This window comes from Desmonostoc muscorum LEGE 12446 (assembly GCF_015207005.2).
Lineage (GTDB): Bacteria > Cyanobacteriota > Cyanobacteriia > Cyanobacteriales > Nostocaceae > Nostoc > Nostoc muscorum.
In genome coordinates this window covers 827175-853284 of sequence record NZ_JADEXS020000001.1, presented here as the reverse complement: position 1 = coordinate 853284, position 26110 = coordinate 827175, and the positions used below count along the sequence as shown (strand labels likewise).

The window sequence follows — 26110 nt, the reverse complement described above, 5'->3', positions numbered from 1 at the left end:
GGTAAAAGGCAAAAGTAAAAAGAAAAAATCTTTTGCCTTTTTACTCTTTACTTTTACTATGCGTCAGTTTCCCAGGTTAATCATCAATATAGTAGCATTAGCTGCATTTTTACTTATATCTTACCAAGCTTGGGCGCAAGATTGGCGTCCAGTTCGCGGTGGTATTCCTTTTGGTATCAGTGGTATGGCTTTGATCAAGCAGCAAAGCAATTCCTTAGATTTTCTGATTGTTCATGATAATAAAAAACCAAATCAAAATCGTCTAGCAATTATTACTCTCAAAGAAAAAAAGCAACCTGAATATTTTCCTTTAGTTTGGCCAATTAAAACAGAATTAGCCATCGATTTAGAGTCTCTAACATCTGTTCCCCAAGATAAAAAATCTGATTTTATCGCTGTCAGTAGTACAGGAAAAGGTTATTATTTAAGATTAGATATTGCGGACAAGAATATCTCTATTATTAAAGAATTTCAATTACCAGAAATTACCCCCAAAAATAATTTAGAAGCATTCGGCTTGCAATATATAGATGGTAAATTAGTAGCTATTTGGGCCGATCGCGGAGAGGGAGAAACAGCAGCAACTATTTATTTTGGAGAATTTAACCCCAAGACTTATGAGATTAAGCTTTCAGGTGATGCTAACTTGAAAGTACCATTTCCCTCTGGAAATGTCCGACATATTTCTGATTTAAAAGTAGACTCATCGGGAATTGTTTACATTACATCAGCAAGTGATGCTGGGGATGATGGACCATTTCAGTCAGCTGTATATATTGCTGGTTACTTGAGATTGTGTGGTAATCATATAACCTGGCGATCGCATCCTCAACTTGTTCCCCTTTACCGCTCTGAATACCACAAAATTGAAGCTATGGAACTGATTCCAGGTGCCCAAGGCGGTGTAATTGTAGGCACAGATGATGAAAATCTGGGTTCCTATGTATACATCGTGGGTGGAAGTAACTAAACAGATTGCTGGTTAATTGGCGATCGCCTTGCATCTAAACTATGCATATATCATTTTTTTTGTCAACTTATTTATGGCGATCGCCAATCGGTATGGGTTAACCATTGTCTAATTGATAACAGCAACCCACTATAGAATTAGTATTTGATTTTTGAAAAGATACGTAGGGGAGCCAGTCGTGTGAGCGGGTTTCCCGACTTGAGCGTTAGCGTAGCGTTAGCGACAAAGGAGCGTCACTGGCGTTGTGTTAGCGACAGCGTAACGCACCAAATCCTTACAAGTGGTGCGTTACGGATTTCATCCTAACGCACCCTACAAGACTACTGAGATTTTTTCAAAAACAATTTACGATTCTATAGTCACACCTACACATTAAAGCGGAATAGCATTACATCCCCTTCCTGCACAACATACTCTTTCCCTTCACTACGAACCAATCCTTTCTCCTTAGCAGCATTCATGGAACCAGTAGCTACCAAGTCTTTATAAGCGACAGTTTCAGCGCGGATAAAGCCCCTCTCAAAATCGCTGTGGATGACACCTGCGGCTTGAGGTGCAGACATTCCCGCATGAATTGTCCAAGCGCGGGTTTCTTTGGGACCACAGGTGAAATATGTCCGCAAGCCTAAAAGTGTGTACGTAGCACGAATTAATGACTTCAAACCGCCTTCTTCCACACCTAAAGATGCGAGGAAATCAGCTTTATCTTCCTCTGGTAATTCCACCAATTCAGCTTCAACTTGAGCAGAAACTATGACAACTTGAGCATTTTCTGTTGCTGCAATTTGCCGCACTTTTTCTACAAAATCATTACCCGTTGCCAAGTCATCCTCAGATACATTGGCAGCGTAGATAATTGGTTTATTAGTGAGCAGTCCTAATCCTTTAATAATCTCCGCTTCTTCTTCATTCAAACTTACCTGACGCACCGATTGACCTTCATTTAAAGCCGCAGCTAATTTTTCCAAAACCGTGACTTCAAAAGAAGCATCCTTGCTAGTGCGAGCTTGTTTGCGAGTGCGGTCAATTCGTCGTTCAATTTGTACTAAATCTGATAAACCGAGTTCTAAATTAATGATTTCAATATCTCGCACTGGGTCAACAGAACCAGCAACGTGGATAATATCATCATTTTCAAAACAACGTACCACATGGACGATCGCATCAACTTCGCGGATGTGGGACAGAAATTGATTACCTAGTCCCTCACCCTGACTTGCACCTTTAACTAAACCGGCAATATCGACAAATTCAACACGCGCCGGCACAACTTGTACCGAACTGCCAATTTTAGCAAGAACATTTAACCGCTCATCCGGTACTGCGACAACGCCGACATTCGGTTCAATCGTGCAAAAAGGGAAATTAGCCGCCTCTGCCTTGGCGTTAGCAACTACAGCATTAAATAAAGTAGATTTTCCGACGTTGGGAAGTCCGACAATTCCGGCTCTTAACATTTTAGATTTTGGATTTTGGATTTTGGATTACATTACCTAAGGTAATTCAAACAGGTTCCGGTATGGTTTGGGGAATTGGTCCTGGAACTGTTTGAGGAATCGGCCCAGGAACCGGCTGAGGGATGGGAGCAGGTACTGGTTCTGGTACAGGCCCCGGTACAGGTTGCGGAATGGGAGTAGGTACTGGTTCCGGACTCGGTAGCGGGTTGGGTTCAGGATTGGGAATTTGTGGTTCGTCGGGTAAATAAATAGCAGTAGGATTAATCATGGTCAGTCTAAATTCAATTATTCAACCTTCCCAAACTAGATGACAACCTCAACCCTTGACATCTCCCCAAAAGACTATACCCGCAAAATTTGGGCATTGGGCATTGGAAGAGGCAGAGGGGCAGAGGGGCAGAGGGGCAGAGGGGAAAGAACAAGGCACATTGAACTCTCCTCTGCTCCCCTGCTCCCCTGCTCCCCTGCTCCCCTGCTCCCTCACTCCCTCATCTCCCTCATCTCCCTCATCTCCCTCATCTCCGCGTCCCCGACTACTCCTCTTTCACCTCCGGTACCGGATCGTAACCACCTGGGTGAAACGGATGACAGCGCAAAATCCGTAGGGTTGCCATCCAGCTACCACGTAATACTCCAAATCGTTCAATGGCTTGAATGGCATACATCGAACAAGTTGGTTGAAAACGACAACTCGGAGGAAACAACGGCGAGATAAACATTCGATAGCCGCGAATCAGCAAAATTAATAGTAGTTTCATTAGAGTTACCTAAATCTTATAAATTAGTAATAGAGGGAAAAATTTTCATCTTGTTGTATCCTTGCTGATTATATTGTCTGACTTCACCTCAATTCCGGTTTTATGGCTACAAATTGCGGGCGCTGCAATTTGGGTGTTATTCATCCTCATAATTGCATGGGTAGTAAACCGCTTTACTAATGGCGAACCAGAAATTGTCCGCAAGATAGTTCATATAGGCACTGGTAATGTGATTCTACTGGCTTGGTGGCTGGATATTCCCCCTAGCGTCGGAATAACAGCCTCGATTTTAGCAAGCGCAATCACCTTATTGTCTTACCGATTTCCCATTCTTCCTGGTATTAATAGCGTTGGGCGTCAAAGTTTAGGGACATTTTTTTACTCTGTGAGTTTCGGTATCTTAATTGCCTGCTTCTGGTACTTGGAACAACCGCAATACGCAGCACTAGGAATTTTAGTCATGACTTGGGGAGATGGATTAGCAGCCTTAATTGGTCAGCGTTTTGGTAAACACAAGTACAAAGTCTTTGGGGCAGAAAAAAGTTGGGAAGGCTCCTTGACTATGATGCTTGTTAGCTATATTGTCAGCAGTTTGATTTTAGTTGGAACTCAAGGAAACAGTTGGCAAACTTGGACAATATCACTCGTGGTGGCATTAATTGCTACTGCTTTAGAAGCTTTTTCATTTCTGGGTATTGACAATTTAACAGTTCCTTTAGGAAGTGCGGCTCTTGCTTTCTTTTTAAGTAATTTAGTTTTTTAGTTATTCGAGTGCAAGGTAGGAGCGCATAGCTATCATTGGTGTCAACTTAAGCTCAAACGCTTGTCCCACATACGCTTTACCCCCCTTAATCCCCCCGATGGATTGGGGGGAAAAAGAAATCTAGTTCCCTCCCCTTTACAAGGGGAGGGTTAGGGTGGGGTAACGCGGTGAGTAACGGTAAGTAAATGAACTCAATATCACGTCTTGACAAGAGTTTCACGTTAAGTTGACACCTATGCATAGCTATGCGCCCCTACAAATTTCTGTACGTCATGTAGTTGGTAATTGCTACAAAATACATACACAATTTTGCAACAATCGAAAATTGGTGGACGTTTGAACGTTTATTGATAGCATGTCTCTTCAATGAATGATAAAAGATCGATGTCTACCATGAGGTATGCCTAGACACCAAACTTTTCTAGATCAATATAAAAGCTGTGCTTGTGGATATCCAAAATCCCTGAATATATGTTCAAAGACTCTAAATAATTTCAAAAACACTAAATATTGACCATACTTGCTCTACCGTATTGCCATATCTAAAACAAATAAAAGATTTTATATCTACCTTGAGAAGCAAAAATTCAATTTTCAATTATGTCTCCAGGTTTATGAAATCCTGACAAACAATCCCTATAGTTGGGTCTTAGGTGGTCAAACCACCGAATTACGTAAGTGAGGCTAAATAATCATGTCAAATTCAATCAATGCATTTGAGTTGTTGATCAATTTATCTGATGAGCAACAAGAACTACTCTCTGGCGGTACTGACAATCAGATAGATGCCACCAATTTCGCTAACAGACTTGCGAGTTTAGACGGTGCAACTGAGTCTGGTCCTGATGGCAGCACTGCTTCTAGCGCAGGCACTCTTGAGCAGGTTACAACCGCTGGAGTAGCTCAGTTGACCTTGGGGGCAGTACCAAGTGGCTTCCCAGGGCTAACCTTGACCAATGCATACATTTAACAACTCTAACAGGCAATCTGAGAAAATCAGCAATAATATCACAGCGTTTAGCAAATGTAGGCGGAAAAAGAAGAGAAAGTAAAAAATAAAACGTCAAAAATCTTGCTTGTACTTTTTAACTTTTACCTTTTCTGACTTCTCTTAGCTGAAATCTGCAATTGTGAACTGAATAGCTGATTTTGCAAAGACTACTTGTGTGATTTCTCCAGACAGCACCACCCACTCTATTATTATGGGGGTGCTGGATAATCTTGGCATTCCAAGCTTATACTTGTTATACCAGTTAAAAAACCCCAGATTTCAGAGTTTTTCTACATCTTCATCATCTACCAAAATAGTTTGGGTAGATGGGTATAAGAGAGGAAATTGCAAGTAATATTTTTCACCCGTAAAAAGTGAATCAATTTTTTATCCTTTCTTCCTTACCTGACCAGAATTCCAAATAAATACAAGCAGTGTATCGCTAAGTAATTTCACGACTTGCTTGTTACTTTCCTCTACATATCAAGTAAACATCTAGATACCGAGATGCAGGTTTGTTGTTGAAATCCTTTTGTTGGCAAATAAAAAGGGGGTAGGAGGAGTTGATAGGAACTCGCTCAACGTAAGTGAGGACTTTGAGGGAGTTTGAGCGTTCTCCTCCGTCTTCTTAACGCATTATCAGCGTTTGAATCCTGAGAAAGATAAATTCGCTTGGATCGCGTATATCTTTCTCTTGCCCCTTCATTAATTATAGACAATCGGAAAACATTATGCTTGGCAACTTTTATCAGCATCTGTCACTTTTTCATTCTTGAATCCAGCAAACAGTCATTGTTACAGGGTATTTCGGATTGGAATAATCTTAAAGACCTAATTAGCGATTAGCAATCTATTACTTATTGCGACGCTAACATGAGCTTTAAATCTCCACTATGCTCTGTGAGCTATTACCAAAGATATATATTTTCTGTCGCCTGCCATTTGGAATAAAGTTATGTCGAATAATTTGCTTTGAGGCAAAAGAGGTTTGAGGTTGACATTAGATAAGGCTGATTTTTTCATGTATCAATTCAACACAAAAGGTGCAATAGCGTGAACTTTTTACGCCGCGAGGAAAACTATTCAGAGAATAAATCTAATGAACCATTACCAGACCAGCTTCATTTAGTTGACGTTCACGAGTTTCTCCCTCGTATTGGTCAATGGACAAACATTGCAGGGGGAGTTCTGTTGAGTATTTTTGTCGCAGGGGTCAGTCTAACATCTGTTCTCAGTTACAAAGTTACAGTCAAAGTCCCTGCCAGTATTCGACCTGTAGGAGAACTGCGCGTTGTTCAGTCTGCCGTTGCTGGCATTATTGAAAAGATAGAAACTAAAGAAAATCAGCTAGTAACTAAAGGGGAAGCTATTGCTTATGTTGATGATTCCAGCCTTCAAGCTCAAAAGCGCCAACTACAAAATAGTATTGGGCAGAGTAAATTACAACTAAGTCAAATTGATGCTCAAATTCGTGAAATAGATGCTCAGATTGCAGCGCAGACAGACTTAATTAATCGCACGCTCATCGCTGCACAAGCTCAGCTAAATGGTACCCAACGCAACTATCAAGACCAGCAAATTAAAGCTAGAGCTGATATGACGCAGGCACAAACAGCTTTAGTGTTAACCAGGGTACAGTTAGAGCGATTACAAAAAGAAAAAGTATTAACAGCAACTGTGCAAGAAGCTGAAGCAGCTTTAACGTTAGCAAAGGTGCAACAAGAGCGATTGCAACCGATAGTAGCGTCGGGAGCTGTTTCTCGGACTCTGTTTGAGGAAAAACAACAAGAGGTAAAGTCTGCTGAGGCGAAGCTAGAACAAGCTAAAGTTAGTGCTAAAACTCTTTTAGAGGAAAAAGAACAAGCTTTTAAGGTTGCCCAAACGAACCTAGAGAAAGCTAAAACCGCTATCAATCCTAGTGATGCTCTTGTAATTGTGGCATCTGAACAGATTAACCAAGAAAAAGCAAAGGGTGAAGCTACCTTAGCAGATTTGAAAAAAGAACGAGAAACTCTGTTGCAGCAACGCCTTGAACTCCAAAAGCAGCTCGCTAACACTAGCAAAGAACTGCAACAAGTAGAAACCGACTTGAATAAAAGTATAATTCGATCGCCAATCGAAGGAACATTACTACAATTAAATCTTCGCAACCCAGGGCAGGTAGTCCAACCAAGTGAAGCGATCGCCAATATTGCTCCTCTTCATGCCCCAGTACTAATCAAAGCTTATGTGCCGGCTCAAGATATTGACAAGGTGAAACCAGGACAAAAAGTTAAAATGCAGGTTTCTGCTTGTCCTTATCCAGACTATGGCACTCTTCAAGGAATTGTCGAAACAATCGCACCAGACGCCCTACCAATTGCGAAAAAGAGTGCAGATTCCAGCGTTCCACAAGCGGTTGCCTATGAAGTCAGCATTCAGCCGCAGAGTTTATATTTGGCCAGAGGCGATCGGCAATGTCATCTGAAATCTGGTATGGAGGGTAGAGCTGATATCATTTCCCGCCAAGAAACGGTACTTCAGTTCATTCTGAGAAAAGCTAGATTAATCACGGATTTTTAATCTCAGAATTGAACTTTACCAAACATCACAGCACTTTTCCACTAATTAAACTACACCACTCCCTATTCCCTATTTCCCATCTCAATGCCGATCTAAATACCTAAAAACTGCTCTAATTGCTCTACTAACTTTGTCAACCAATTTTTTGATAGGTCTGGTGGTCATGTTTCGTCAATTGAAACTTCATAAAAATTACCAGTGCGTTTCCCAGTTAAGTGAAGAAGATTGTGGTGCAGCTTGTCTGGCCTCGATTTCCAAACATTACGGGCGTTTTTTAAGCATTAATCGCAGCCGAGAAGCAGTGGGAACTGGACAGCTAGGAACAACTTTACTAGGTCTAAAACGCGGCTCTGAGACTTTAGGTTTTAATGCCAGGGCAGTTAAAGCTTCACCAGCAATTATAGACAGAATCACAGAAATATCTCTGCCAGCGATTATTCATTGGCATGGTCACCACTGGGTTGTTTTATACAACAAACGGGGCAAGAAATACGTTATTGCCGATCCAGGTGTAGGCATCCGTTATGTCAACCGAGAAGAGTTAACAAAAGCTTGGAATGGCGTTATGCTTTTGCTGGAGCCAGATCCAGATCGGTTTTTTGAGCAGCCCCAAGAACAAGAAAAAGGTGGCTTGAGGCGCTTTTTAGTGCGTATTTTGCCTTATCGTGGGCTGTTGAGTCAGGTTTTGATGCTCAACATTGTCTTAGGTGTACTAGCTTTAGGTACTCCCATCCTCATACAACTGCTTACAGATGATGTCTTAGTACGCGGAGATACTCAGTTACTGACTGTTATTGTCTCAGGCGTAGTTGTTATGAGCTTGTTCAGTAGTGGATTGCAAGTATTGCAAGCCATAATGATCTCTCATTTTAGTCAACGGCTGCAATTAGGGCTAGTCTTGGAGTTTGGGCGAAAAATTCTCCAATTGCCCTTAAATTATTATGAAGCCCGCCGCAGTGGCGAAATCACCAGCCGACTGCGAGATATCAATATTATCAACCAGTTGATATCAGAGATAGTAGTTCTTTTACCTAGCCAGTTTTTCATTGCAGTAGTTTCTTTTTGCTTCATGCTGTTTTATAGCTGGCGACTAACATTAGCAGTTCTTTTCATCGCCTTGTTAATGGCCATATCTAGCCTGCCTTTCTTACCCATCCTCCAACAAAAAACACGCAGCGCTTTGGTTTTGGGTTCGGAAAATCAAGGTGTTTTAGTGGAAACATTTAAGGGCGCACAGGTAGTTAAAACCACAAACGCCGCTCCCCAATTCTGGGAAGAATTTCAAAGTCGTTTTGGCCGCCTCGCCAATCTGACTTTCAGCACTATGCAAATTGCAATTATCAACGGCACCATAGCCAGACTGATATCGAGTATTGGCGGCATAATTTTGCTTGGGCTAGGAAGCATTTTGGTGATTAATAAGGAATTAAGTATAGGTCAAATGCTGGCTTTTAACGCCTTACAAATCAACGTTTTCGCCTTAATTAACTCTATAGTTGGCTTAGCAGATGATTATATTCGTTCCCAAACAGCAATTACTCGTTTATTGGAAGTTATCGATACTACACCGGAAGCGTCCGGCGATCGCCAAAAGCCGTTTGCTCAAATCTCTGGTGATGCAGATATTCGTTGTTCACATCTCCAATTTCACCACGCTGGCAGAGTTGACTTAATAGAAGATTTTTCTCTTAAACTTCCTGGAGGAAAAGCTATTGCTTTGATTGGTGAGTCAGGCTGTGGCAAAAGTACTTTAGCAAAATTAATCGCAGGCTTATATGAAGCCCAATCTGGCAATATTCGTATTGGTTTTTTTAACATCCAAGACCTTGCCCTTGATTGCTTAAGACAACAAGTAATTTATGTACCCCAAGAACCTCACTTCTGGAGTCGCTCGATTTTGGAAAACTTCCGCTTAGGAAGCCCTTACATATCCTTTGAAGAAATTGTCAAAGCTTGCCAGATAGCTGATGCAGACGAGTTTATCAGTCAACTTCCAAATAACTATCAAACTGTTTTAGGAGAATTTGGAGCAAATCTTTCTGGTGGACAAAGACAACGCTTGGCGATCGCCAGAGGTATCCTCACTAATCCACCTGTACTAATTTTAGATGAAGCCACTGCTGGACTCGATCCAATAAGTGAATCTCATGTACTAGATCGGCTTTTAGAATACCGAAAAGGCAAAACTACGATTATGATCACGCACCGTCCTAGCGTTATTAATCGGGCTGATTGGATCGTGCTGTTGGATAAAGGTCGGGTGCAATTACAAGGTACGCCAGAAACTTTTCTCTCTCAACCAGGAGAGCATTTAAAGTTTTTGTCACTGTAAAAATTTTAATCAGCGTGAGGAGATAAAACTATGTCTGAAAATACTGAATCTCAAAAATCTGAGTTGCTGAGGGAACTGTCTGAAGAAGAACAGGAAGCCTCATCTGCTGGACAAAGCACAAATATACTAAGTGAAAGCAACTTTATAATTCAGCAAACTAACATTCAAACTGACGCATATAGTAACTTAAATTTTGCAACCGGTGATAGTTCATCACAAAAAACTGGATATAATTTGTCACAAACTACAATAGGATTTTCTATCACATCTGGTATGCCTAAAACGGATCAAACTAAAAATATTTTAACCGATGTGATTAATAATATAATAAAGGGTTTGTTATCATAAATTTTATTTTTTTCAGAATAAGTTCTAGTTGTGGATAGATTATGATTAATTTTCTACAACTAGAACTTAAATTTACCTGAAGTTTGATATATTTTAATTAAAAGCCAGGGACAAAAAGTATTAATTATAAAATTTATAAACAAAAAACAAATTAAATAATACTAAATTTATATATGATAACTCTGAATCGAAAGAAGTAGTTTTTTTTAAGTTTTTTTCTAACTTTAGATGCATTAAAAATGAATATGATTAATTAATAATAAAAGCATAGGTGTTATCCACCTATGTAAGTAAGTGAGGTGAATAATTTATGTCCAATAAAATGATCGCATCTGATTTACTTGTGGAATTATCCACAGAGGAACAACAGCTTTTAGCCGGCGGAGCAGATGATGGTAATGATAATGACACAGGAGAAACCAAAAAAGAAAAAAAGAAGACAACAGATAATACCACTCTCATTGAAGAACTGAGAAATAATCCACCTGAAGGTTAAGAAACTACCCAATAGGTTTGTTGTCAAACGTACTTTGCAATTAGTGAGAGAAGCTAGGATACTCACACAATTTACTCAAGATTAATCAGGTATTGAGTTTTGCTAGTCTCCTATATTCTCTTGAAGCATTAAATCAACAAACCAGAGAACAGAAAAGAAACTGCCAAGTACAAGTAAAGTCCTTACTTTTCTATTCAGTTTTGACTCCAAAGACAGATAGTTTTGACTAATTGATCAGTACCTCTTTGAGAGTAAAATTTAATGCTGTAGTTATAAATAGCACCGATCAAGGTACTTTACCGCGATTAGTGCTATTTATTTAGCACTATACTATGAATGATTGTAATTAAAATTAACACATACGATTATTTATAATATTGATATAGGTGAAATATTTTTATTAAAAGTATTTCTATTTTTTTCATAGTAAACACCAAAATAATTATCCTATTTTTTGTCAACTTAAAGTTAGATATTTAGCATTTTTATTTCTGGATTTATCTAACTTTAGGATAATGAATTTTGGAATATATAAACTTATAAATAAAAGTGTAGGTATACAACACTTATGATTTAATTTTTCTACATAAGTGTCGAAGACCTATAAAAGTAAGTGAGGTCAAGCATTATGTCAAATAAAATTCTCATGTCTGATTTACTTGTGGAGCTATCCACAGAGGAACAACAACTTTTAGCAGGTGGAGCAGATTACTTGTACTTTCTTCCTGAAGACGAAGACTACTACTACTACGGGAAGGCTAAAAAGAAATACTATTAACAATCCCGCTTGCAGTAAGTCTGGAAAAGCTAAGTAAGGACTAGGTGGTCTAGTAGTTGAAATTTTTAATTAGTGTGGAAAAGAAAAGACTCACATAACTTACTCAAAATCAATCTAATTTTGAAAGAGTTTTAGCAGTCTATTATGTGTTTTTAAGCTAGTACATTACCAGTTGAGAACTCCGAAGATAAACTGCTATATGTAGAGCTTACTTTTCTGCCTCTTTTCATTAAAATGCAAAGAGTTTTAACTACTTAACAAACATCATCTGGAAAACAACTCAAAACTACAGCATTAATTTCGCACCCATAAAGGTATTTTGCCAGCATGGGTGCTACTTATTTATAAGTACAAATTAAGAGTGAATTAAAAGTTGACACTTATTTAGTTCATGATACGTTTCCTCATTCAAAAGAAATAAATTATATTTACACATTCTATCACTTTTGAACGTGGAAAATTTCTCAAAAAGATTTAACATAAAAGCATAGGTAATATACACCTATATACATCGTAAAATGAGGCTAACAATCATGTCAGAGCAAATCATCAAATCTGAGCTTTTGACGGAGTTATCGACAGAAGAACAACAGCTTCTAGCTGGAGGATATTACGGTGGTGACGACTATTATACTGCTTACGACGAGTACGGGAATGCTTACACCTGCTACCCTTATTACAATTACTAAATCGGCAAAGCTACGGGGTGGGTAGTCCCCTAGAAATCAAAGATAAAAAGTAGGTTGGGTTGATCGACAGAGAAACACAACATCCTCCAATATTGCTCGGGTAAAGCATTTTTAACTCAGAATTTGGTTTGGGGAAAAGGTTAAAGGTTAAAGGTTTTTCCTTCCCCTTTTCCCCAAAACCCGACAAGTATTGCAACATCCTCAAGATTTTGTTGTGTTTCGTTCCTCAACCCAACCTACATCTGAATCTTTACACAATAAAAGCAATATAAAACGTCGTTATTAAAATTTTCATTCAATTTTAGATAGTATTAAGCATGAACCAGAGGTTAGATATTTAGCTATTTTTTTTTATAACCTTAGAAGAATTAATTTATATAAAATATAGTTATTAATAATAAACAATAGGTGGTAAATATTGATGTTGTTTCAACATTTATTTGTATCACCTCCATATTCTTTTCAGGTTAAGTAAGCAAGTGAGGTACATAATGATTTCAAATCAAATGATCGCGTCTGATTTGCTTGTCGAGCTATCAAAAGAGCAACAAGAGCTTTTAGCTGGAGGAAACCGCGGCTGGGGTGGCGGCCGGGGCTGGGGCGGAGGCTGGGGCGGCGGTTGGGGCGGCGGTTGGGGTCGCGGCCGCAGACGCTGGTGGTAAACTAAACTGTCGCCCATTTAACTTGCACTTTTTGCCGTCTGGAATGCTTGCAACAAGGTTTTCCACTCCCAAGGTCAAAAAACCAACAGTTGCTAACGAAGCCGGAGTTTGCAATAAAGGGCAGAACAACTGGGTAGCTCCGTATTCCGTGCTTTAGACTAAGCTTTAAACATGAAAAAGCCCGTTTGTTTTAACGGGCTTTTGTTTTATACCAATTTTCTGTAAACTTGCAGTTAATAATTACCTGAATCTCACACTGGCGATCGCTCCCAAATCCAATCCTGTAAAATCGGATTAACTAACTCTGGCGCTTCGTCTTGGGGACAATGCCCCACTCCCTCTAAAGGAATAAACTTTTGTACCTGGGGATAATTCGCTAATTCTCTACCTAATTCAATAGGTTCCCACGGATCGGCTGCTCCCCACAAAATAATTGCCGGACAAGGTAACAACGGTAAAAGGTCTTCTGGTAGCGGCCCTGTGGAATAAGATGTAAATGCAAGAAACACAGCCACAGCACCAGGATCGCTGGCTGGGGAAGTCAGAATATCTACCAATTCATCTGTGACTACTTCTGCGTTGGCATAGGCTTTGAGGAGAATTTTCCGGACTGTTTTCGGTTTGGCGACTTGATTGAAAAAGAACTCGCCAACTGGTTTAATAGATAACACCCGTTGCAGTAAAGGCGCTCCTGCACGACGAATCCAAGGTAAAGTTACCCGTTTGCGATCGTGCAACAACCGTAGAGAACAGTTGAGCAAAGCAACTCCCAAAGCAATATCTGGCTGACTCACCGCTGCTTGCATGGCTACAATACAGCCAATGGAATTTCCAACTAAAAAAGCTGGCTCACCCACTACTTCGCGGCAAAAATCTGCTACTTGCTGTCCCCAGGTTTCTAGCGTATAGGCAATTTTTTCACCGGGTTCGGGTTTGGCTGAAGCGCCAAAACCAATCAAATCAATGGCATAAACCCGGCAATTCTCTGCCAATACAGGAATATTTTTTCGCCAGTGCCACCAAGAAGCCCCAAAGCCATGCACCAGAACAACAGCTGGCCCAGTGGTTCCTTGAGTTTGATAGCAAATAGGAAAACCTTGCCAAATCCAGGTTTTTGTAGACGTAAGCGCTGTTTTTGAACTTGAGGTTGTCATGGGAAATTTGATGAACACAATATAAGATTTTCAGCAGCAAACTCAAGCAAAATTATTTTGATTTTGCCTAAAATTTATCAGATTTTAAAATTAAATCCTTTGCTCTGGTGATAACTTAGACATACACCACTAAAGCTTCTAGGCATCTAATACTAGCGTTATGCTAATAGTTTTATCTAGCATAGGCAGTCTTGAGCTTGTTAATAAAGGTAATTTACTCACAACTTAGATTATGTCAGTTTTAATAAACACAACTTCTGTCATCTGAATCAAATTCTCGCCGTGTTGGCACACATTTATACTGTAATGCTATTCTTGAGCTTTGATAACCATGCTACTTTTGATACTTCAAATCTAGTAATATTGCCTTTTCCTTACCAGGCAAGATATACAGTCAACATACCATTTTAAATGCGATCAAATTAGCATCAATGCTAGATTCAGTAGTTTCACAATTTACGATCGCCAACTTCGTTTATAAAATTGTTGAACATGAGGCATCGGCTAAGGGGTGGTTTGCAACTGGAAACTGACGCTGAATTTAACAATATTTTTCTTGTTCCTAGTTCTGCGAGCCAGAAAAGATGAATATAGTAGAAACAATTGATACTCCCATCGGAAGCTACGCACCAGATTTTGAACTCCCAGGAATTGATGGTCAAGTACACCATCTTAGCCGTTATCTTGAGAAGTTCCGGGCAGTCGGCGTCGTTTTCATCTGTAACCACTGTCCTTATGTAGACTTGTATCTAGATAGACTCAAAAACATTCAAGCCGAATTTGCTCTTTCAAGCTTTACCCTAATTGGCATGAATGGTAGCGACTCAGGCTCAACCTTTGAAAATATGAAAGCTTTTGCCCAGGGTCACAAGTTGAACTTCCCTTACCTGTGGGACCCAACCCAAGATGTGACCCGTAGTTTTGGGGCTACAAAAACACCAATGGCTTTTTTGATAGATACTACTGGTGTAGTACGCTACAAAGGTCAAATTGACGATCGCCCCCAAAACCCGTCATCTGTGGGAGAGGATTATTTGAAAACTGCGATCGCCTGTTTGTTTGCTGGTCAAGAAATAGGTATACCACAAACAGAACCAATAGGTACTACATTGATTTGGCGTAACTAGACATAGATAGTCCCTGTAACTGCTATCTTAAATTGGAGGCAATTGCAACTTTTTTGATAAAGCGTAACTTCATGGGAACGAATTACCGACGGGTTTTACTCAAACTAAGCGGTGAAGCTTTAATGGGTAACATGGGCTATGGCATTGATCCAGAAGTGGTGAAAGAAATAGCCCAGGAAGTAGCAGAGGTAGCAGCCACTGGAACTCAAATGGCCATAGTTGTTGGCGGCGGCAATATTTTTCGTGGCGTCAAAGCAGCATCGGCGGGGATGGACAGGGCAACCGCTGACTACATAGGAATGATTGCCACGGTAATGAATGCCATGACGATGCAAGATTCGCTAGAGCGAATAGGAGTGCAAACGCGGGTGCAAACTGCGATCGCTATGCAAGAATTAGCGGAACCGTATATTCGTCGTCGTGCCATCCGTCATCTTGAAAAAGGGCGGGTGGTAATTTTTGGTGCTGGTTCTGGAAATCCCTTTTTTACTACAGACACCACTGCGGCATTAAGAGCCGCAGAAATTGATGCCGAAGTGATTTTTAAAGCCACCAAGGTAGACGGAATATATGATGCCGATCCTCATATTCATCCTGACGCCAAGCGTTATAACACCCTCACCTACGCCCATGTTTTGGCTCATGATTTGCGGGTAATGGATAGTACTGCGATTGCCTTGTGTAAAGAAAATAATATCCCAATTTTGGTATTTGACCTAACGGTGCGAGGTAACATCCACCGAGCAGTCATGGGAGAAACCATCGGCACCCTTGTGGGAGGTTCTTGTGAAATTAGCTGAAGCTGAGAGTACGATGCAAAAAACCGTTGAGTCAACTCAACGAGCTTTTAATACAATTCGCACTGGCCGCGCCAATGCGAGTTTACTAGATAAAGTCTTGGTGGACTATTACGGTTCGCCTACAGGGCTAAAATCACTGGCAAACATTAGCACACCAGATGCGACAACGATCCTCATTCAACCCTACGATCGCAGCAGTTTAAATATCGTTGAGAAAGCAATTTCTCTTTCGGATGTGGGTTTAACACCCAGTAACGATGGTACTGTAATTCGGCTGAATATTCCGCCTTTGACAAGCGATCGCCGGAAAGAACTAGTCAAACTTGCTGCTAAATATGCTGAAGAAGGTCGCGTTAGCATTCGCAACATTCGTCGTGATGCCATAGACTCGATTCGCAAACAGGAAAAAAACACGGAAATTTCTGAAGATGAAGCACGGGATCAGCAAGACAAACTGCAAAAACTGACGAATAAATACACTGCCAGAATAGATGAATTGTTGGCAGAAAAAGAAAAAGACATCACGACTGTTTAAAGTCTAAAATCTAAAGTCTAAAGGCTGAAGAATCATGAATAAATTCTTCAGCCTTTTTCTTACAATGATGAAATTGGTAGCGGTTTTAAACGCAGAGGGGCGCGGAGTCAGCGCCGAGTAACGCGGAGCATCTTCTGAGTCAACCAAGGGTAGATGGGAGAAGACTGTTAGCGATCGCTTTCCTGATTTTTGCCTTCTACCCTCTGTCTTCCCCCAACCAAGATCGCCAAAAGTTTCCCAGACCCATATTTTGGTTTAGCAGTCATGTTCATACAGGCCATTCTATAACCGCAGACCCATTGGCCTGTAGTTATGATGGACTGGCCTGTAAAAAAATCTAGAAAGTAAATGTAGTCCGGAGTACGCCTACAGTTGTAGTGTCGTTATTGCTGTCACCTTCAGGGTTAAACAAAACAAAAGCGCCGGGAGTAATGCTGATATTATCAGTCAGCCTAAAGCGATAATACGCTTCTAATGATTAATAAGTCTTTCCCAGTGAAGCTAGTGTTGAGGTTTAACCTAACTCGATTTACTAGGATAATATTAGGATCGCTTCTATCGGGTGCGCCACCTGTAGCACCTATCCCAGCAATAATTACCTCACCATTGAGTTTGGTAGTAGTGGAAAACTGATTTGCTTCTAGTTCTGCGGTGCGTGTTTCTATTGCATCCACTCGCCCCCGTAAGGTCGCTAGTTCCGCAGCAAAGTCTTCTTGCAATTTTTGCAAAGTCGCTAAATCTTCTTTGTTGACTAAATCAGAAGTTGCTGTGGCGATGAGTTCGTTGACTCGCTCTAAACAAGCATTTAAACCAGCAGCAAATTCATAACGAGTCATAGCACGATTGCCACGATACGTGCTATTAGGATAACCAGCAATACAACCATAACGCTCAACTAAAGATTGCAATGCTTGAAAAGCCCAATCAGTTGGTTGCACATCAGACAATTGCGATACAGATGTTACTTGGGATCTGTCTTTGTCGTCTGATATCTGCAACGATTTATATGCCGATGAATTTTGAGGTTTTTGCTTGTCTTTGATAGTAGTTGATTCTGCTTGAATATCATTAGCTATCATCAATTCAGTTTCAGCAGTGTCAGGAAGGGGAATGTTATTAAATACCTTGACTTGATGAGAAACTTTGTTATTTAAAATTGCTAATTTTTTAGGATTATTTATCGATTGTTCGCCGACTATTGGCACTAAATTAGCTAGTACTTGTACAGGTAACAGTCCGTAAATTAAACACAAAAAAGTAGCTCCACTAGCAGAAGCTAGAAGATACTTTGCCATGAATGCTCCTCACAAATGTAGAATATTAAGAAAATTTATCTACGATATTTAAAAGTTCTGAAGCACTCTCAAGTAGATTGCTCAAAACAATTTTGCTTCCTGTAAGGAATTACCGTAGATATTAAAATCTAGTAAATACTATTTAGAGAAAAAATTAACATTAACATTCATATAGAATTTTTATTGTATTAATAATTATATTTGAAGCATTGAAAATATCTATAGTAACTATAGAAATCATATTTGATTTTTGAAATATATGTAGTAGCGTGACAAGGCTAAAATAGTGCATTAGTAGTAGGTTGAGTTGAGCAAAACGAAACCCAACATCGATCGGAGTGTTGGGTTTCACTTCGTTTAACCCAACCTACAATTTTTTTACAACTCATGTTTGATTTTTGAAATATACGTAGGGTGCGTTATTGGCGTAACGCACCAAAACCTTCAGATGGTGCGTTAGGCTACGCCATAACACACCCTACATATTTTTATATATGTAGCGACCAGCAATCAGAAACGCATTCCCTATTCCCCATTCCCCATTCCCTATATGTAATGGTAGGCGCGTTAGCTTAAACTAATTGAGAAGCAAAATTTCAGTCATTATGTACGATTGCATCATTGTCGGTGCTGGGCCAGCTGGTGGGACAGCGGCATATCACTTAGCTAAGCAGGGTCGCTCAGTATTAATTTTAGAGAAAGAATCCCTGCCAAGATATAAACCTTGTGGTGGTGGTGTATCTCCAGCGATCGCTCAATGGTTTGACTTTGATTTTAGCCCAGCGATTTCTTTAAAAGCAGACTTGCTTCGCTTTACCTGGAAACTAGGTGACCCTGTGGAAACGAAAATCGCCACAAAAGAACCAGTTTGGATGGTGCGGCGGGATGTTTTTGATTATTTTTTAGTCCAACAAGCCGAGAAACAAGGAGCTAAACTCCAAGATAATACTGAAGTAACTGGTATCGAATTTCAAAGCAATTATTGGCAAGTTAACACAGCTAACGGCCCAGTTACAGGTCGCTATTTAATCGCAGCTGATGGTGCCAAAGGGTCTATGGCAAAATGGCTAGGTTTCAAAGAACGTAAACGTCTCCTCACAGGAGCTTTAGAGGCAGAAGTTCCTGGTATCGCAGAAAACAAACCCACAATTCATTTTGAGTTTGGCTTAGTAAAAAACGGCTATCTTTGGAACTTTCCCAAAGCTGATGGTTATTCTATAGGTGTGGGAACCTTTATTGGCCGTCAACCCCAGGACTTTAAAAAGATTTTGGATGAGTACGCCAAATCATTAAATGTAGACCTCAAAACCACTAAGCAATATGGTCATCCCCTTTGTATTTGGGATGGTAATCAAAAGCTGCACACTCAAAACGCGGTTTTAGCTGGGGAAGCTGCTTGTCTAGTCGATCCTATGACAGCAGAGGGCATTCGCCCTTCAATTTTTAGCGGTTTACTCGCAGCCGCAACCATTAACGAAGCACTTGCTGGTGACACCAACGCTTTAGAAAAATATAGCGAAGCCATTAACCAAGAGTGGGGTACTGAGATGGCTTGGGCGCAAAAATTAGCTACAGCATTCTATCGATTTTCCAACATTGGCTACAAAGTTGGTATTAAGCACCCCTCTGCTCCCCAAGTCATGGGTAAAATTATGTGCGGAGAACTCCGCTATGGCGATATTGCCGGTCGTGCCTTGAAGCATTTAATTCCTGGGTTTAGCAATTGAGAGGGCTGAGTTAGGAGTTATAGCGTTTCCTGACCTAATAAGGTACACCTGTAGGGGCACGGCACTGCCGTGCCCCTACACCTCGCGATATCATGTTGTACCCCATCTGAATGGGAACCGCTCCATCTAGTCTCCCAAATAAATACCCATACCACGGGCGGTTTTAACTAAAGTACCGTTGGGATCGACGGCGCTATATTGAGCGATCGCTTCTGTAATTGGTACGCTTAATACTTGGCGATTTTGCCACGTTACCATGCGATCGTATTTACCCTCTGCAATCAGATTAACTGCTGCTACGCCAAAGGCTGTGGCAACTAATCTATCTAGGGGGGAAGCAGTTCCACCGCGTTGAATGTGTCCTAAAACGGTGACTCGCGTTTCTACACCAATGTGCTGAATAATTTCATCGGCTAAATATTCACCAATTCCACCATATCGAGATTGACCTAAGCGATTTGTAATCGTGACGTTTTCCCCATCTTGGGTGCGAACTGCTTCGGAAACAATAATCAAACAATAGTTTTTGCCTTTCTCTTGGCGTTCTTTGATTTTGTGGCAAATGTGTTCAACTGTGTAGGGAATTTCTGGAATTAAAATTACATTTGCTCCGCCAGCAATTCCCGCAGCTATAGCTATGTGTCCGGCATCACGCCCCATCACTTCCAAAATCATAACTCGGCTATGACTTGCAGCAGTAAAATGTAACCGATCTAATGCTTCTGTGGCAATATTTACTGCTGTATCAAAACCAATGGCATGTTCAGTAACGCCAATATCATTATCAATGGTTTTGGGAATTCCAACTAAGTTAATACCGCCTTGTTGTGCAAGGCGGCGGAGAATTGCCAAACTACCATCACCGCCAATACCAATCAAAGCGTCTAAACCTAGTTCATGGTAACCTGCAATGATTTCTTCGGAGCGATCGCATAAACTTCCATCCGTCATTGGAAAAGCAAAAGGGTCGCCTTTATTGGTTGTCCCCAACATTGTGCCACCGGCAGTTAACAGGGAATCAACTTGATCGATTTCCAAGTTCGTGAATTGTGGCGGACGCGCCATCAATCCGAGAGTCGCTTGCCGAATTCCCAGAACCTCCCAGCCATAAGTACTCACCGCACAAGTTACTACAGCCCTAATCACAGCATTTAAGCCAGAACAATCTCCTCCACTTGTAAGAATTCCAATGCGTTTGGGTTCTCCCATATCTTTTCTTGACATTTTGATCCAAATATATTTAGTAGTCGATTAAACTTCAGCCTGAGTTAGTAATAGATTAAACCCAAACAAAAGCTCTCCCTGTAAATGCCAAGGTAATTTTATGTTGCTTTTGTATCCAAAAACAAACTATGTTTAAAATCTTCTCTAGTCATACCAATTCTGTATGAAGGTGCGCCATACATGAGAGACCATTTATAAAGTAATTCTTTTGTAGGGTGTGTTACGCTGTAGGCTAACGCACCATATTATATAGCGGTGCGTTACGCGCTCATGTCATCTTTTTCGTGAAAAATTATATCGAAACATGCCCCTATGTCTAGCTATTCACATACCATGATCGCGTTCTAAATCATCAATTACTTTTTGCAAATACCATTCGTCTGACATTCCAGGATAATAATCTTGCTTTTGCTCAATTAATCGTTCGGCGATTTCCCAATATCCCCCCACCATTCGCAGAAGTCGCTGACGCAGTAAGTTATAGTTTTGCTTTTTGGACTGTGGACTAAATTTTTGAATTTTTTCTAGGCTACTTAAGACTTGTTGATAATTTCCCCAGTCTTCTTGTTCACAAAAAATACTCGCCGCGCGTTGATAGTTCTCCACAGCATTTTGCATTTCTTCTATGCAAGAATAGGCAATACCGCGATTGTAGTAAGCTTGAGCATCATTAGGATTGATTTGCAGTGCTTGGGTGTAATCTTCAATTGCACCGAGATAGTTGCCCATTGCCCGATAGGCATTACCTCTGGCAATATAGACTAAGGCATCTTCAGGTTGCATCTGGAGTGCTTGATTCAGGTCTGCGATCGCTCCAGTATGATCTCCCAACACAGAACGTGCTTTACCTCGGTTGCGATAGACGATGGCATCTTGAAAATTTAGTCGCAATGCTTGATTAAGATCTGCGATCGCTTCTCGATAATTTCCCATTTTACAGCGCACAACGCCACGACAGCAGTAAGCTTGGGCATCTTGCGGATCGGCTTTCAATACCCAGTTTAAATCTGCTAGTGCCTCTTGGGTATCTCCTTTTTCAGCCTTTTCTAATAATTGCGTAAAATATTCTTTTGTCGATAAAATCGGCGCACTTGGAGAACGCGATTGCTGTACAGCAGGTAATTCTTGGGGTTGTAAATGTTTAATTTGTTCCAGACACAGGCGACAATTCTCTTTGTCTTGCTGTTCTAGATATAACCCAGCAGCTTTTTTAAAGTTAGCGATCGCATCTTGAATATAACCCTGTTTGCGCCGCACCATTCCCCGCAGCTGATAAGCTGGAGCATAATTGAGATTGAAACGAATAGCGCGTTCAACGTCCTCCAATGTCCCCGGCAAATTTTTCAGCGCCAGCCTTGCTAATGCACGACAATAATAAGCCTCTACACTCTCAGGATTGAGCTTCAGAGCCTCAGTATAATCTGAAACAGCTTTGAGGAATGCTCCTGAGTCATAGTATGCCAAACCCCGTTGCAAATAAGCTTCGATAAAGTAAGGCGTTAATTGTAAAGCATGGCTAAATTCCTCAATTGCTCCAGCGTAGTCTTTTCGCTTTGCCTTTTCCAATCCCCTATTGTAGAATTCTTCATTCATGGCGTTTATTTGCTTGATTCAACTAGTTAAATTCGAGCAGGCTTGCTTTGTAGCCTAACCTATGGATTGACTCTTGATATTTTAAGTATTCAGCTTGGCTTTGCCTGATTTCGTAATTTTCGCTGAATCTAGTTAATTACAGCAAAATTCCAAATTCAGGAGTCAGAATTCAGGAGTCAGAATTCAGGAGTCAGAATTCAAAAGAATTTATTTTCTAAAATCTACCTATAGGTGATTTCTAATTAGAAGATATTGCAATTAAGCTGACAAAGCAAGGCTGAATTTTTATATAGTTTCCTATATGATAGATATCTATATTATTGACCTATTTGTAATTGGTCTGCTTTTACTAATGGTCACCTTGGGGTCAGGTTGGATTTCCCGATTACCTCTTTCTTTTGCGATTATCTATCTACTGGTTGGCATTTTGTTAGGGCCTTACGGCTTCGGACTGATTCAACTACGTCGAGATCAAGCATTCAACGCTGAATTACTGCAAAAGCTCACAGAATTGGTAGTAATTATTTCTGTGTTTAGCTGCGGTTTAAAAATTGTTCGTCCTCTAAAGCTAGAAGTTTGGGGAATTACAGCCCGACTAATTGGATTTTTAATGCCAATTTCAATTTTTGCCTTAGCTGTTGTGGGTAAATTATTTTTAGGTATGAATTGGGGAGAAGCGATTTTATTAGGAGCAATCCTCGCCCCAACCGATCCAGTATTAGCTTCCGAAGTTCAATTGACTGATGTCAAGGATAAAGATGAGTTACGCTTTGGTTTAACTTCTGAAGGTGGGTTAAATGATGCTTTAGCTTTTCCGTTTGTTTATTTTGGGATTTATGCCCTTAAAGATGATAACTGGGGCAACTGGTTTAAACAGTGGATTGTAGTTGATTTAATTTGGGCGATCGCTGCTGGCATTGTCATGGGATTTGTTGTAGCTAAAGCAATAGTTTGGTTAGATCAAAAAATTCAGAAACGTCGTCAAGTTGATGATTTGATGGAAGATTTTCTGGCGATCGCTACAATTTTATTAACTTATTCTTTGACAGAAATTGTTAATGGCTATGGATTTTTAGCAGTATTTGTTGCTGGTTTAGTGGTTCAGCGCAGTTACATAAATCCTGATAAACCACTAGAACAATTAAAATTTATCGAGCGAATGGAAAAGCTGTTAGAAGTCGGGACAATTTTGATATTGGGGTCAATATTATTAGTCAAACCGATGTTAAACTATGCCGCTCAATCTTTGTTAGTAATATTTTTGTTGTTTGTAATTATCCGACCTTTAGGAGTCTGGATTAGTACAATCGGAAAACGTCCTATATATTCTCACCGCCGCACCTTGAACCCAGGAACACGTTTGTTATTAGGTTGGTTTGGCATTCGCGGTGTTGGCTCTTTATATTATCTTGCCTATGCGTTTGGTAAAGGCTTAGAAGGCGAAGTTGCAGAACAAATTTCCTGGATAACTTACACTACTATTGTGGTTTCTGTAATTGTACATGGAATTAGTGCAACTCCCTTAATGGGGTGGTATGAACGTAGCATTGCCAAGTATGCAAAGACTACTCCTCCTGATACAATTGATGAGTTTGAGTAACAATCAAACAGGAGTCAGAATTCAGAATTCAGAATTCAGCAGTTATACCATTTCAGTTTAAAGTTGATACAAATACCTTGGTAGGGTAGCACAGCTGTGCTACCCTACGGTAAATCTATATGTATCAAGATTTTCGTGAGATGGTATCAGAATTCTGAATTCAGTAATTGTTTGTAAATAAATTCTGATTGTCTTCGTTTTTCCTACTATTTTCTACTTACCTGTCGCCTTTTCAACTATCTCTCCAGCTTTATCAAGTAAATTAGGCTCAGACTTTCCTTCAGCCTTTAAATTTCTTTCGTAAGCCTTCTCGATAGTTCCAAGGTTTTGAGAATCTTTTACCGCTTGTTCGTAAGCCTCTTGTCGTGCTTCTTCTTGAACGCCAACACCAGGATCGTATTCGTTAGCGCGGTTAATTTTTTCTTCAGAGTTAGGTTTATACTCTGGAGGTATTAGCTTTAATTCTTCAAGAGTAGTTGCATAACTAGCCTGCTGAATGAAAATGAATGAACCAGACAAGCTGATGAAAATCATCAAGCTAACAATCACGAAGCTTGAACGTAAAGCTTTCTTTAAGGTTAATAGAATTTTGGGCATGAAGAACTCTCCTAATTTTCTGTATTGAGCCACTGTTATGTATAAATAGATTTAACATCCAAGGCTCACAGGCATCCTAATTGTTTAGGTATAGTTCTTCCTTCTACCGCAGGGTATATTAATTTTGTGATGTAGATCTAAATGTAGGGTGTGTTATGCCGAAGGCTAACGCACCTTAAATTGTTGATGATGCCGTACTCTTGATTATAATACCAATTAGATTAATCATTGGAACACATCCTTGGGTGAAGAAGACGCGATGAATCGCGTCTCTACAAGTTAAAAAAACGTATTAACCTATGACCAATTGTGATGAATTTTAATTCCTCGGCTTTGCATTGTATATTCAAATAAATCTGTTGGTAGTGCTTCTTCCACAGGAAAAACGCCTGGTTTATTAAGTTTACCTTCTAGCAATAACTGAGCAATACTACCAGTACCACAACCAGAAGCACCTGCTGTATTTTCATGCACTAAATTTGAACAATAAACGGCTGTTTCACCATTTTTTTGTCCTGTAACTTCTGAACGAACTGCTACGCCAATGCCACTAAAACTATCGGTGACATCTGTCATCAAATGGCTGACATGAGAAAGAAATTCAATCATGTAACGACGCTGCATTAACCTCTTAGGAAAAACATGTGCTGCAATCCAAGTGAGGTGATTGTAAAAATCGGGTACAGAGCCAAATTTAGTAATTACAGTTTTCACTGATGGAAAGGCTTTGGGTAGTGTAAAGGTTTCTGGCATATCAAACCAGTAAACTCCACTGCCTTTATAGGGAGGTGGAAACTCAACTACTTCTCTTTCACTATAAGGCTTGACTATCTCCCATTTTCCATTTATCCAAGCTTCAAAAGGATGTTGCAATCCCAGAAAAGTTGTTCGCATTACTGTAATGCCAGCACCACCAGAACCAGAAACTAAATAACTTAAATGGATCTTTTCTGGTTGCTCGAATTGTTCAACGCCCTGACGTACTATGCTGTTAGAAATACCAGGAAAAATGCCAGTATTAATAATCGCTGTCACCCCAGCACTAGCAGCTTGTTGATGATAATTGAGAGCTTTACTAGTATAAGAACGGTGGTCGCTGACATCTATATAGTTAACGCCTTGAGCAATACAAGTTTCTAGAACATTAGTATCTCGGTAGTGAAATGGCCCTGCACAGTGGATCACTAAATTAGAGTTAGCGATCGCTCCTCTTAATTTATCAATTTCTGCTAGGTCTAATACTAAAAACTCTACTTGCCCCCCTGAAGACAAATTAATGTCCTTTGCAGTCTCGGCAGAACGTCCAGTAATTATAATTTGTGCCTGCGTGTGGTTAGCTAGATCACGAGCAACACTGCTGCCAATGCGCCCACGTCCGCCAAGAATTAAAATTCTATCTGTCATTACTCCGGCATTAGCAACACCAACTTTATTTCATCAGTTTTGTGTCTCCTTTGTCATCAGTTATTGGTGTGATTTATCGCATTTGGCAAATTCTTCCTACAGATACACAGGTAGCTAAAAGGACGATTATACTACCTCCCTGGGTTTTAAAACCGAGGCGGAGTGCCTCCGGCTTTGCGACTGACGCCAATATTGCTTTCTTGTTCAAAAAAAGCGCGATCGCTTTCTAGTGATGATCTTGTATAAAA

Annotated in this window: 24 protein-coding genes and 1 pseudogene; 15 read left to right on the top strand and 10 right to left on the bottom strand. The window is 40.2% G+C overall.

Annotated features, from left to right (window positions below; translation table 11 throughout):
- Positions 1–58: 58 nt before the first annotated feature.
- Positions 59–970 (top strand): hypothetical protein, encoded by a 912-nt coding sequence (locus tag IQ276_RS03695; RefSeq protein ID WP_193921884.1) that lies wholly within the window; start codon positions 59–61, stop codon positions 968–970.
- A gap of 365 nt (positions 971–1335) precedes the next feature.
- Here IQ276_RS03695 and ychF read toward each other — a convergent pair whose 3' ends face one another.
- The 3 genes from ychF to yidD all read right to left on the bottom strand — a co-directional run bounded on the left by ychF (position 1336) and on the right by yidD (position 3185).
- The gene (gene ychF, locus IQ276_RS03690) at positions 1336–2427 is read right to left on the bottom strand and encodes a redox-regulated ATPase YchF (protein WP_193921886.1); all 1092 of its coding nucleotides are present in this window, start codon (positions 2425–2427) and stop codon (positions 1336–1338) included.
- 46 nt (positions 2428–2473) lie between these two features.
- The gene (locus tag IQ276_RS03685) at positions 2474–2695 is read right to left on the bottom strand and encodes a hypothetical protein (protein ID WP_190879284.1); all 222 of its coding nucleotides are present in this window, start codon (positions 2693–2695) and stop codon (positions 2474–2476) included.
- 265 nt (positions 2696–2960) lie between these two features.
- On the bottom strand, positions 2961–3185 hold the full coding sequence (gene yidD / locus IQ276_RS03680) for a membrane protein insertion efficiency factor YidD (RefSeq protein ID WP_193926086.1): 225 nt from the start codon (positions 3183–3185) through the stop codon (positions 2961–2963).
- A 61-nt stretch (positions 3186–3246) separates the two neighbouring features.
- On the opposite strand from yidD, the gene IQ276_RS03675 reads away from it, so the two are divergent.
- The 9 genes from IQ276_RS03675 to IQ276_RS03635 all read left to right on the top strand — a co-directional run bounded on the left by IQ276_RS03675 (position 3247) and on the right by IQ276_RS03635 (position 12806).
- Positions 3247–3948, top strand: a complete 702-nt coding sequence (locus tag IQ276_RS03675) for a diacylglycerol/polyprenol kinase family protein (protein ID WP_235115398.1) — start codon at positions 3247–3249, stop codon at positions 3946–3948.
- A 694-nt stretch (positions 3949–4642) separates the two neighbouring features.
- Complete coding sequence (locus IQ276_RS03670; protein ID WP_193922457.1) at positions 4643–4918, top strand: CTB family bacteriocin; 276 nt, start codon at positions 4643–4645, stop codon at positions 4916–4918.
- Between the two features lie 1074 nt (positions 4919–5992).
- Positions 5993–7501, top strand: coding sequence for an HlyD family secretion protein (locus IQ276_RS03665; RefSeq protein ID WP_193922459.1), 1509 nt, complete (start codon positions 5993–5995; stop codon positions 7499–7501).
- Between the two features lie 163 nt (positions 7502–7664).
- Positions 7665–9833: a peptidase domain-containing ABC transporter gene (locus tag IQ276_RS03660; protein WP_235115397.1), complete on the top strand. Its 2169-nt coding sequence runs from the start codon at positions 7665–7667 to the stop codon at positions 9831–9833.
- Between the two features lie 30 nt (positions 9834–9863).
- The gene (locus IQ276_RS03655) at positions 9864–10181 is read left to right on the top strand and encodes a hypothetical protein (protein WP_193924186.1); all 318 of its coding nucleotides are present in this window, start codon (positions 9864–9866) and stop codon (positions 10179–10181) included.
- Positions 10182–10491: 310 nt separating this feature from the next.
- On the top strand, positions 10492–10677 hold the full coding sequence (locus IQ276_RS03650) for a hypothetical protein (protein ID WP_193924188.1): 186 nt from the start codon (positions 10492–10494) through the stop codon (positions 10675–10677).
- A 628-nt stretch (positions 10678–11305) separates the two neighbouring features.
- Positions 11306–11455 carry a hypothetical protein gene (locus IQ276_RS03645; protein WP_235115396.1) on the top strand — a complete coding sequence of 50 codons (150 nt, stop codon included), beginning with the start codon at positions 11306–11308 and terminating at the stop codon, positions 11453–11455.
- Between the two features lie 533 nt (positions 11456–11988).
- Positions 11989–12144, top strand: a complete 156-nt coding sequence (locus IQ276_RS03640) for a hypothetical protein (protein WP_193924190.1) — start codon at positions 11989–11991, stop codon at positions 12142–12144.
- A gap of 479 nt (positions 12145–12623) precedes the next feature.
- Positions 12624–12806 (top strand): hypothetical protein, encoded by a 183-nt coding sequence (locus IQ276_RS03635; protein WP_235115395.1) that lies wholly within the window; start codon positions 12624–12626, stop codon positions 12804–12806.
- A 251-nt stretch (positions 12807–13057) separates the two neighbouring features.
- Here IQ276_RS03635 and IQ276_RS03630 read toward each other — a convergent pair whose 3' ends face one another.
- Complete coding sequence (locus IQ276_RS03630) at positions 13058–13960, bottom strand: alpha/beta fold hydrolase (protein ID WP_235115394.1); 903 nt, start codon at positions 13958–13960, stop codon at positions 13058–13060.
- A 584-nt stretch (positions 13961–14544) separates the two neighbouring features.
- Between IQ276_RS03630 and IQ276_RS03625 the strand changes: the two genes are divergently transcribed.
- The 3 genes from IQ276_RS03625 to frr all read left to right on the top strand — a co-directional run bounded on the left by IQ276_RS03625 (position 14545) and on the right by frr (position 16422).
- The gene (locus IQ276_RS03625) at positions 14545–15087 is read left to right on the top strand and encodes a thioredoxin family protein (protein ID WP_193916709.1); all 543 of its coding nucleotides are present in this window, start codon (positions 14545–14547) and stop codon (positions 15085–15087) included.
- Positions 15088–15158: 71 nt separating this feature from the next.
- A complete protein-coding gene (pyrH, locus tag IQ276_RS03620; protein WP_190879372.1) occupies positions 15159–15887 on the top strand; it encodes a UMP kinase in 729 nt (242 codons plus the stop codon).
- Entirely contained in the window at positions 15874–16422 is a 549-nt protein-coding gene (gene frr / locus IQ276_RS03615; protein ID WP_193916707.1) for a ribosome recycling factor, read from the top strand. Before pyrH ends, frr begins: the two co-directional genes overlap by 14 nt.
- A gap of 337 nt (positions 16423–16759) precedes the next feature.
- Here frr and IQ276_RS40875 read toward each other — a convergent pair whose 3' ends face one another.
- Positions 16760–16855 carry a hypothetical protein gene (locus IQ276_RS40875; RefSeq protein WP_373690618.1) on the bottom strand — a complete coding sequence of 32 codons (96 nt, stop codon included), beginning with the start codon at positions 16853–16855 and terminating at the stop codon, positions 16760–16762.
- Between the two features lie 43 nt (positions 16856–16898).
- Positions 16899–17717 (bottom strand): annotated as a pseudogene (locus IQ276_RS03610) (iron uptake porin); the annotation flags it as partial.
- A 605-nt stretch (positions 17718–18322) separates the two neighbouring features.
- Here IQ276_RS03610 and IQ276_RS03605 point away from each other — a divergent pair.
- Positions 18323–19444, top strand: a complete 1122-nt coding sequence (locus tag IQ276_RS03605) for a geranylgeranyl reductase family protein (RefSeq protein WP_193916705.1) — start codon at positions 18323–18325, stop codon at positions 19442–19444.
- Positions 19445–19570: 126 nt separating this feature from the next.
- Here the strand turns inward: IQ276_RS03605 and IQ276_RS03600 are convergent, their stop codons facing one another.
- Both IQ276_RS03600 and IQ276_RS03595 read right to left on the bottom strand, forming a co-directional pair.
- Complete coding sequence (locus IQ276_RS03600) at positions 19571–20653, bottom strand: ATP-dependent 6-phosphofructokinase (RefSeq protein WP_190879374.1); 1083 nt, start codon at positions 20651–20653, stop codon at positions 19571–19573.
- A gap of 339 nt (positions 20654–20992) precedes the next feature.
- Complete coding sequence (locus IQ276_RS03595; protein WP_193916704.1) at positions 20993–22261, bottom strand: tetratricopeptide repeat protein; 1269 nt, start codon at positions 22259–22261, stop codon at positions 20993–20995.
- Positions 22262–22562: 301 nt separating this feature from the next.
- Between IQ276_RS03595 and IQ276_RS03590 the strand changes: the two genes are divergently transcribed.
- Positions 22563–23861 carry a cation:proton antiporter gene (locus IQ276_RS03590; RefSeq protein ID WP_235115393.1) on the top strand — a complete coding sequence of 433 codons (1299 nt, stop codon included), beginning with the start codon at positions 22563–22565 and terminating at the stop codon, positions 23859–23861.
- 213 nt (positions 23862–24074) lie between these two features.
- Here the strand turns inward: IQ276_RS03590 and IQ276_RS03585 are convergent, their stop codons facing one another.
- Both IQ276_RS03585 and IQ276_RS03580 read right to left on the bottom strand, forming a co-directional pair.
- Positions 24075–24458, bottom strand: a complete 384-nt coding sequence (locus IQ276_RS03585) for a hypothetical protein (protein WP_193916699.1) — start codon at positions 24456–24458, stop codon at positions 24075–24077.
- A gap of 297 nt (positions 24459–24755) precedes the next feature.
- Positions 24756–25862 carry a saccharopine dehydrogenase family protein gene (locus IQ276_RS03580; RefSeq protein WP_193916697.1) on the bottom strand — a complete coding sequence of 369 codons (1107 nt, stop codon included), beginning with the start codon at positions 25860–25862 and terminating at the stop codon, positions 24756–24758.
- Positions 25863–26110 lie beyond the last annotated feature (248 nt).

Bases quoted from the DNA above. Each gene is read 5' to 3' on its own strand.
- IQ276_RS03630 (WP_235115394.1), bottom strand. From the start codon at position 13,960: ATGACAACCTCAAGTTCAAAAACAGCGCTTACGTCTACAAAAACCTGG.
- IQ276_RS03660 (WP_235115397.1), top strand. From the start codon at position 7,665: ATGTTTCGTCAATTGAAACTTCATAAAAATTACCAGTGCGTTTCCCAG.
- IQ276_RS03625 (WP_193916709.1), top strand. From the start codon at position 14,545: ATGAATATAGTAGAAACAATTGATACTCCCATCGGAAGCTACGCACCA.
- IQ276_RS03580 (WP_193916697.1), bottom strand. From the start codon at position 25,862: ATGACAGATAGAATTTTAATTCTTGGCGGACGTGGGCGCATTGGCAGC.
- IQ276_RS03600 (WP_190879374.1), bottom strand. From the start codon at position 20,653: ATGGGAGAACCCAAACGCATTGGAATTCTTACAAGTGGAGGAGATTGT.
- IQ276_RS03590 (WP_235115393.1), top strand. From the start codon at position 22,563: ATGATAGATATCTATATTATTGACCTATTTGTAATTGGTCTGCTTTTA.
- IQ276_RS03670 (WP_193922457.1), top strand. From the start codon at position 4,643: ATGTCAAATTCAATCAATGCATTTGAGTTGTTGATCAATTTATCTGAT.
- IQ276_RS03585 (WP_193916699.1), bottom strand. From the start codon at position 24,458: ATGCCCAAAATTCTATTAACCTTAAAGAAAGCTTTACGTTCAAGCTTC.
- IQ276_RS03645 (WP_235115396.1), top strand. From the start codon at position 11,306: ATGTCAAATAAAATTCTCATGTCTGATTTACTTGTGGAGCTATCCACA.
- IQ276_RS03650 (WP_193924188.1), top strand. From the start codon at position 10,492: ATGTCCAATAAAATGATCGCATCTGATTTACTTGTGGAATTATCCACA.
- ychF (WP_193921886.1), bottom strand. From the start codon at position 2,427: ATGTTAAGAGCCGGAATTGTCGGACTTCCCAACGTCGGAAAATCTACT.
- IQ276_RS03685 (WP_190879284.1), bottom strand. From the start codon at position 2,695: ATGATTAATCCTACTGCTATTTATTTACCCGACGAACCACAAATTCCC.
- pyrH (WP_190879372.1), top strand. From the start codon at position 15,159: ATGGGAACGAATTACCGACGGGTTTTACTCAAACTAAGCGGTGAAGCT.
- IQ276_RS03640 (WP_193924190.1), top strand. From the start codon at position 11,989: ATGTCAGAGCAAATCATCAAATCTGAGCTTTTGACGGAGTTATCGACA.
- IQ276_RS03655 (WP_193924186.1), top strand. From the start codon at position 9,864: ATGTCTGAAAATACTGAATCTCAAAAATCTGAGTTGCTGAGGGAACTG.
- IQ276_RS03605 (WP_193916705.1), top strand. From the start codon at position 18,323: ATGTACGATTGCATCATTGTCGGTGCTGGGCCAGCTGGTGGGACAGCG.
- IQ276_RS03695 (WP_193921884.1), top strand. From the start codon at position 59: ATGCGTCAGTTTCCCAGGTTAATCATCAATATAGTAGCATTAGCTGCA.
- IQ276_RS03595 (WP_193916704.1), bottom strand. From the start codon at position 22,261: ATGAATGAAGAATTCTACAATAGGGGATTGGAAAAGGCAAAGCGAAAA.
- yidD (WP_193926086.1), bottom strand. From the start codon at position 3,185: ATGAAACTACTATTAATTTTGCTGATTCGCGGCTATCGAATGTTTATC.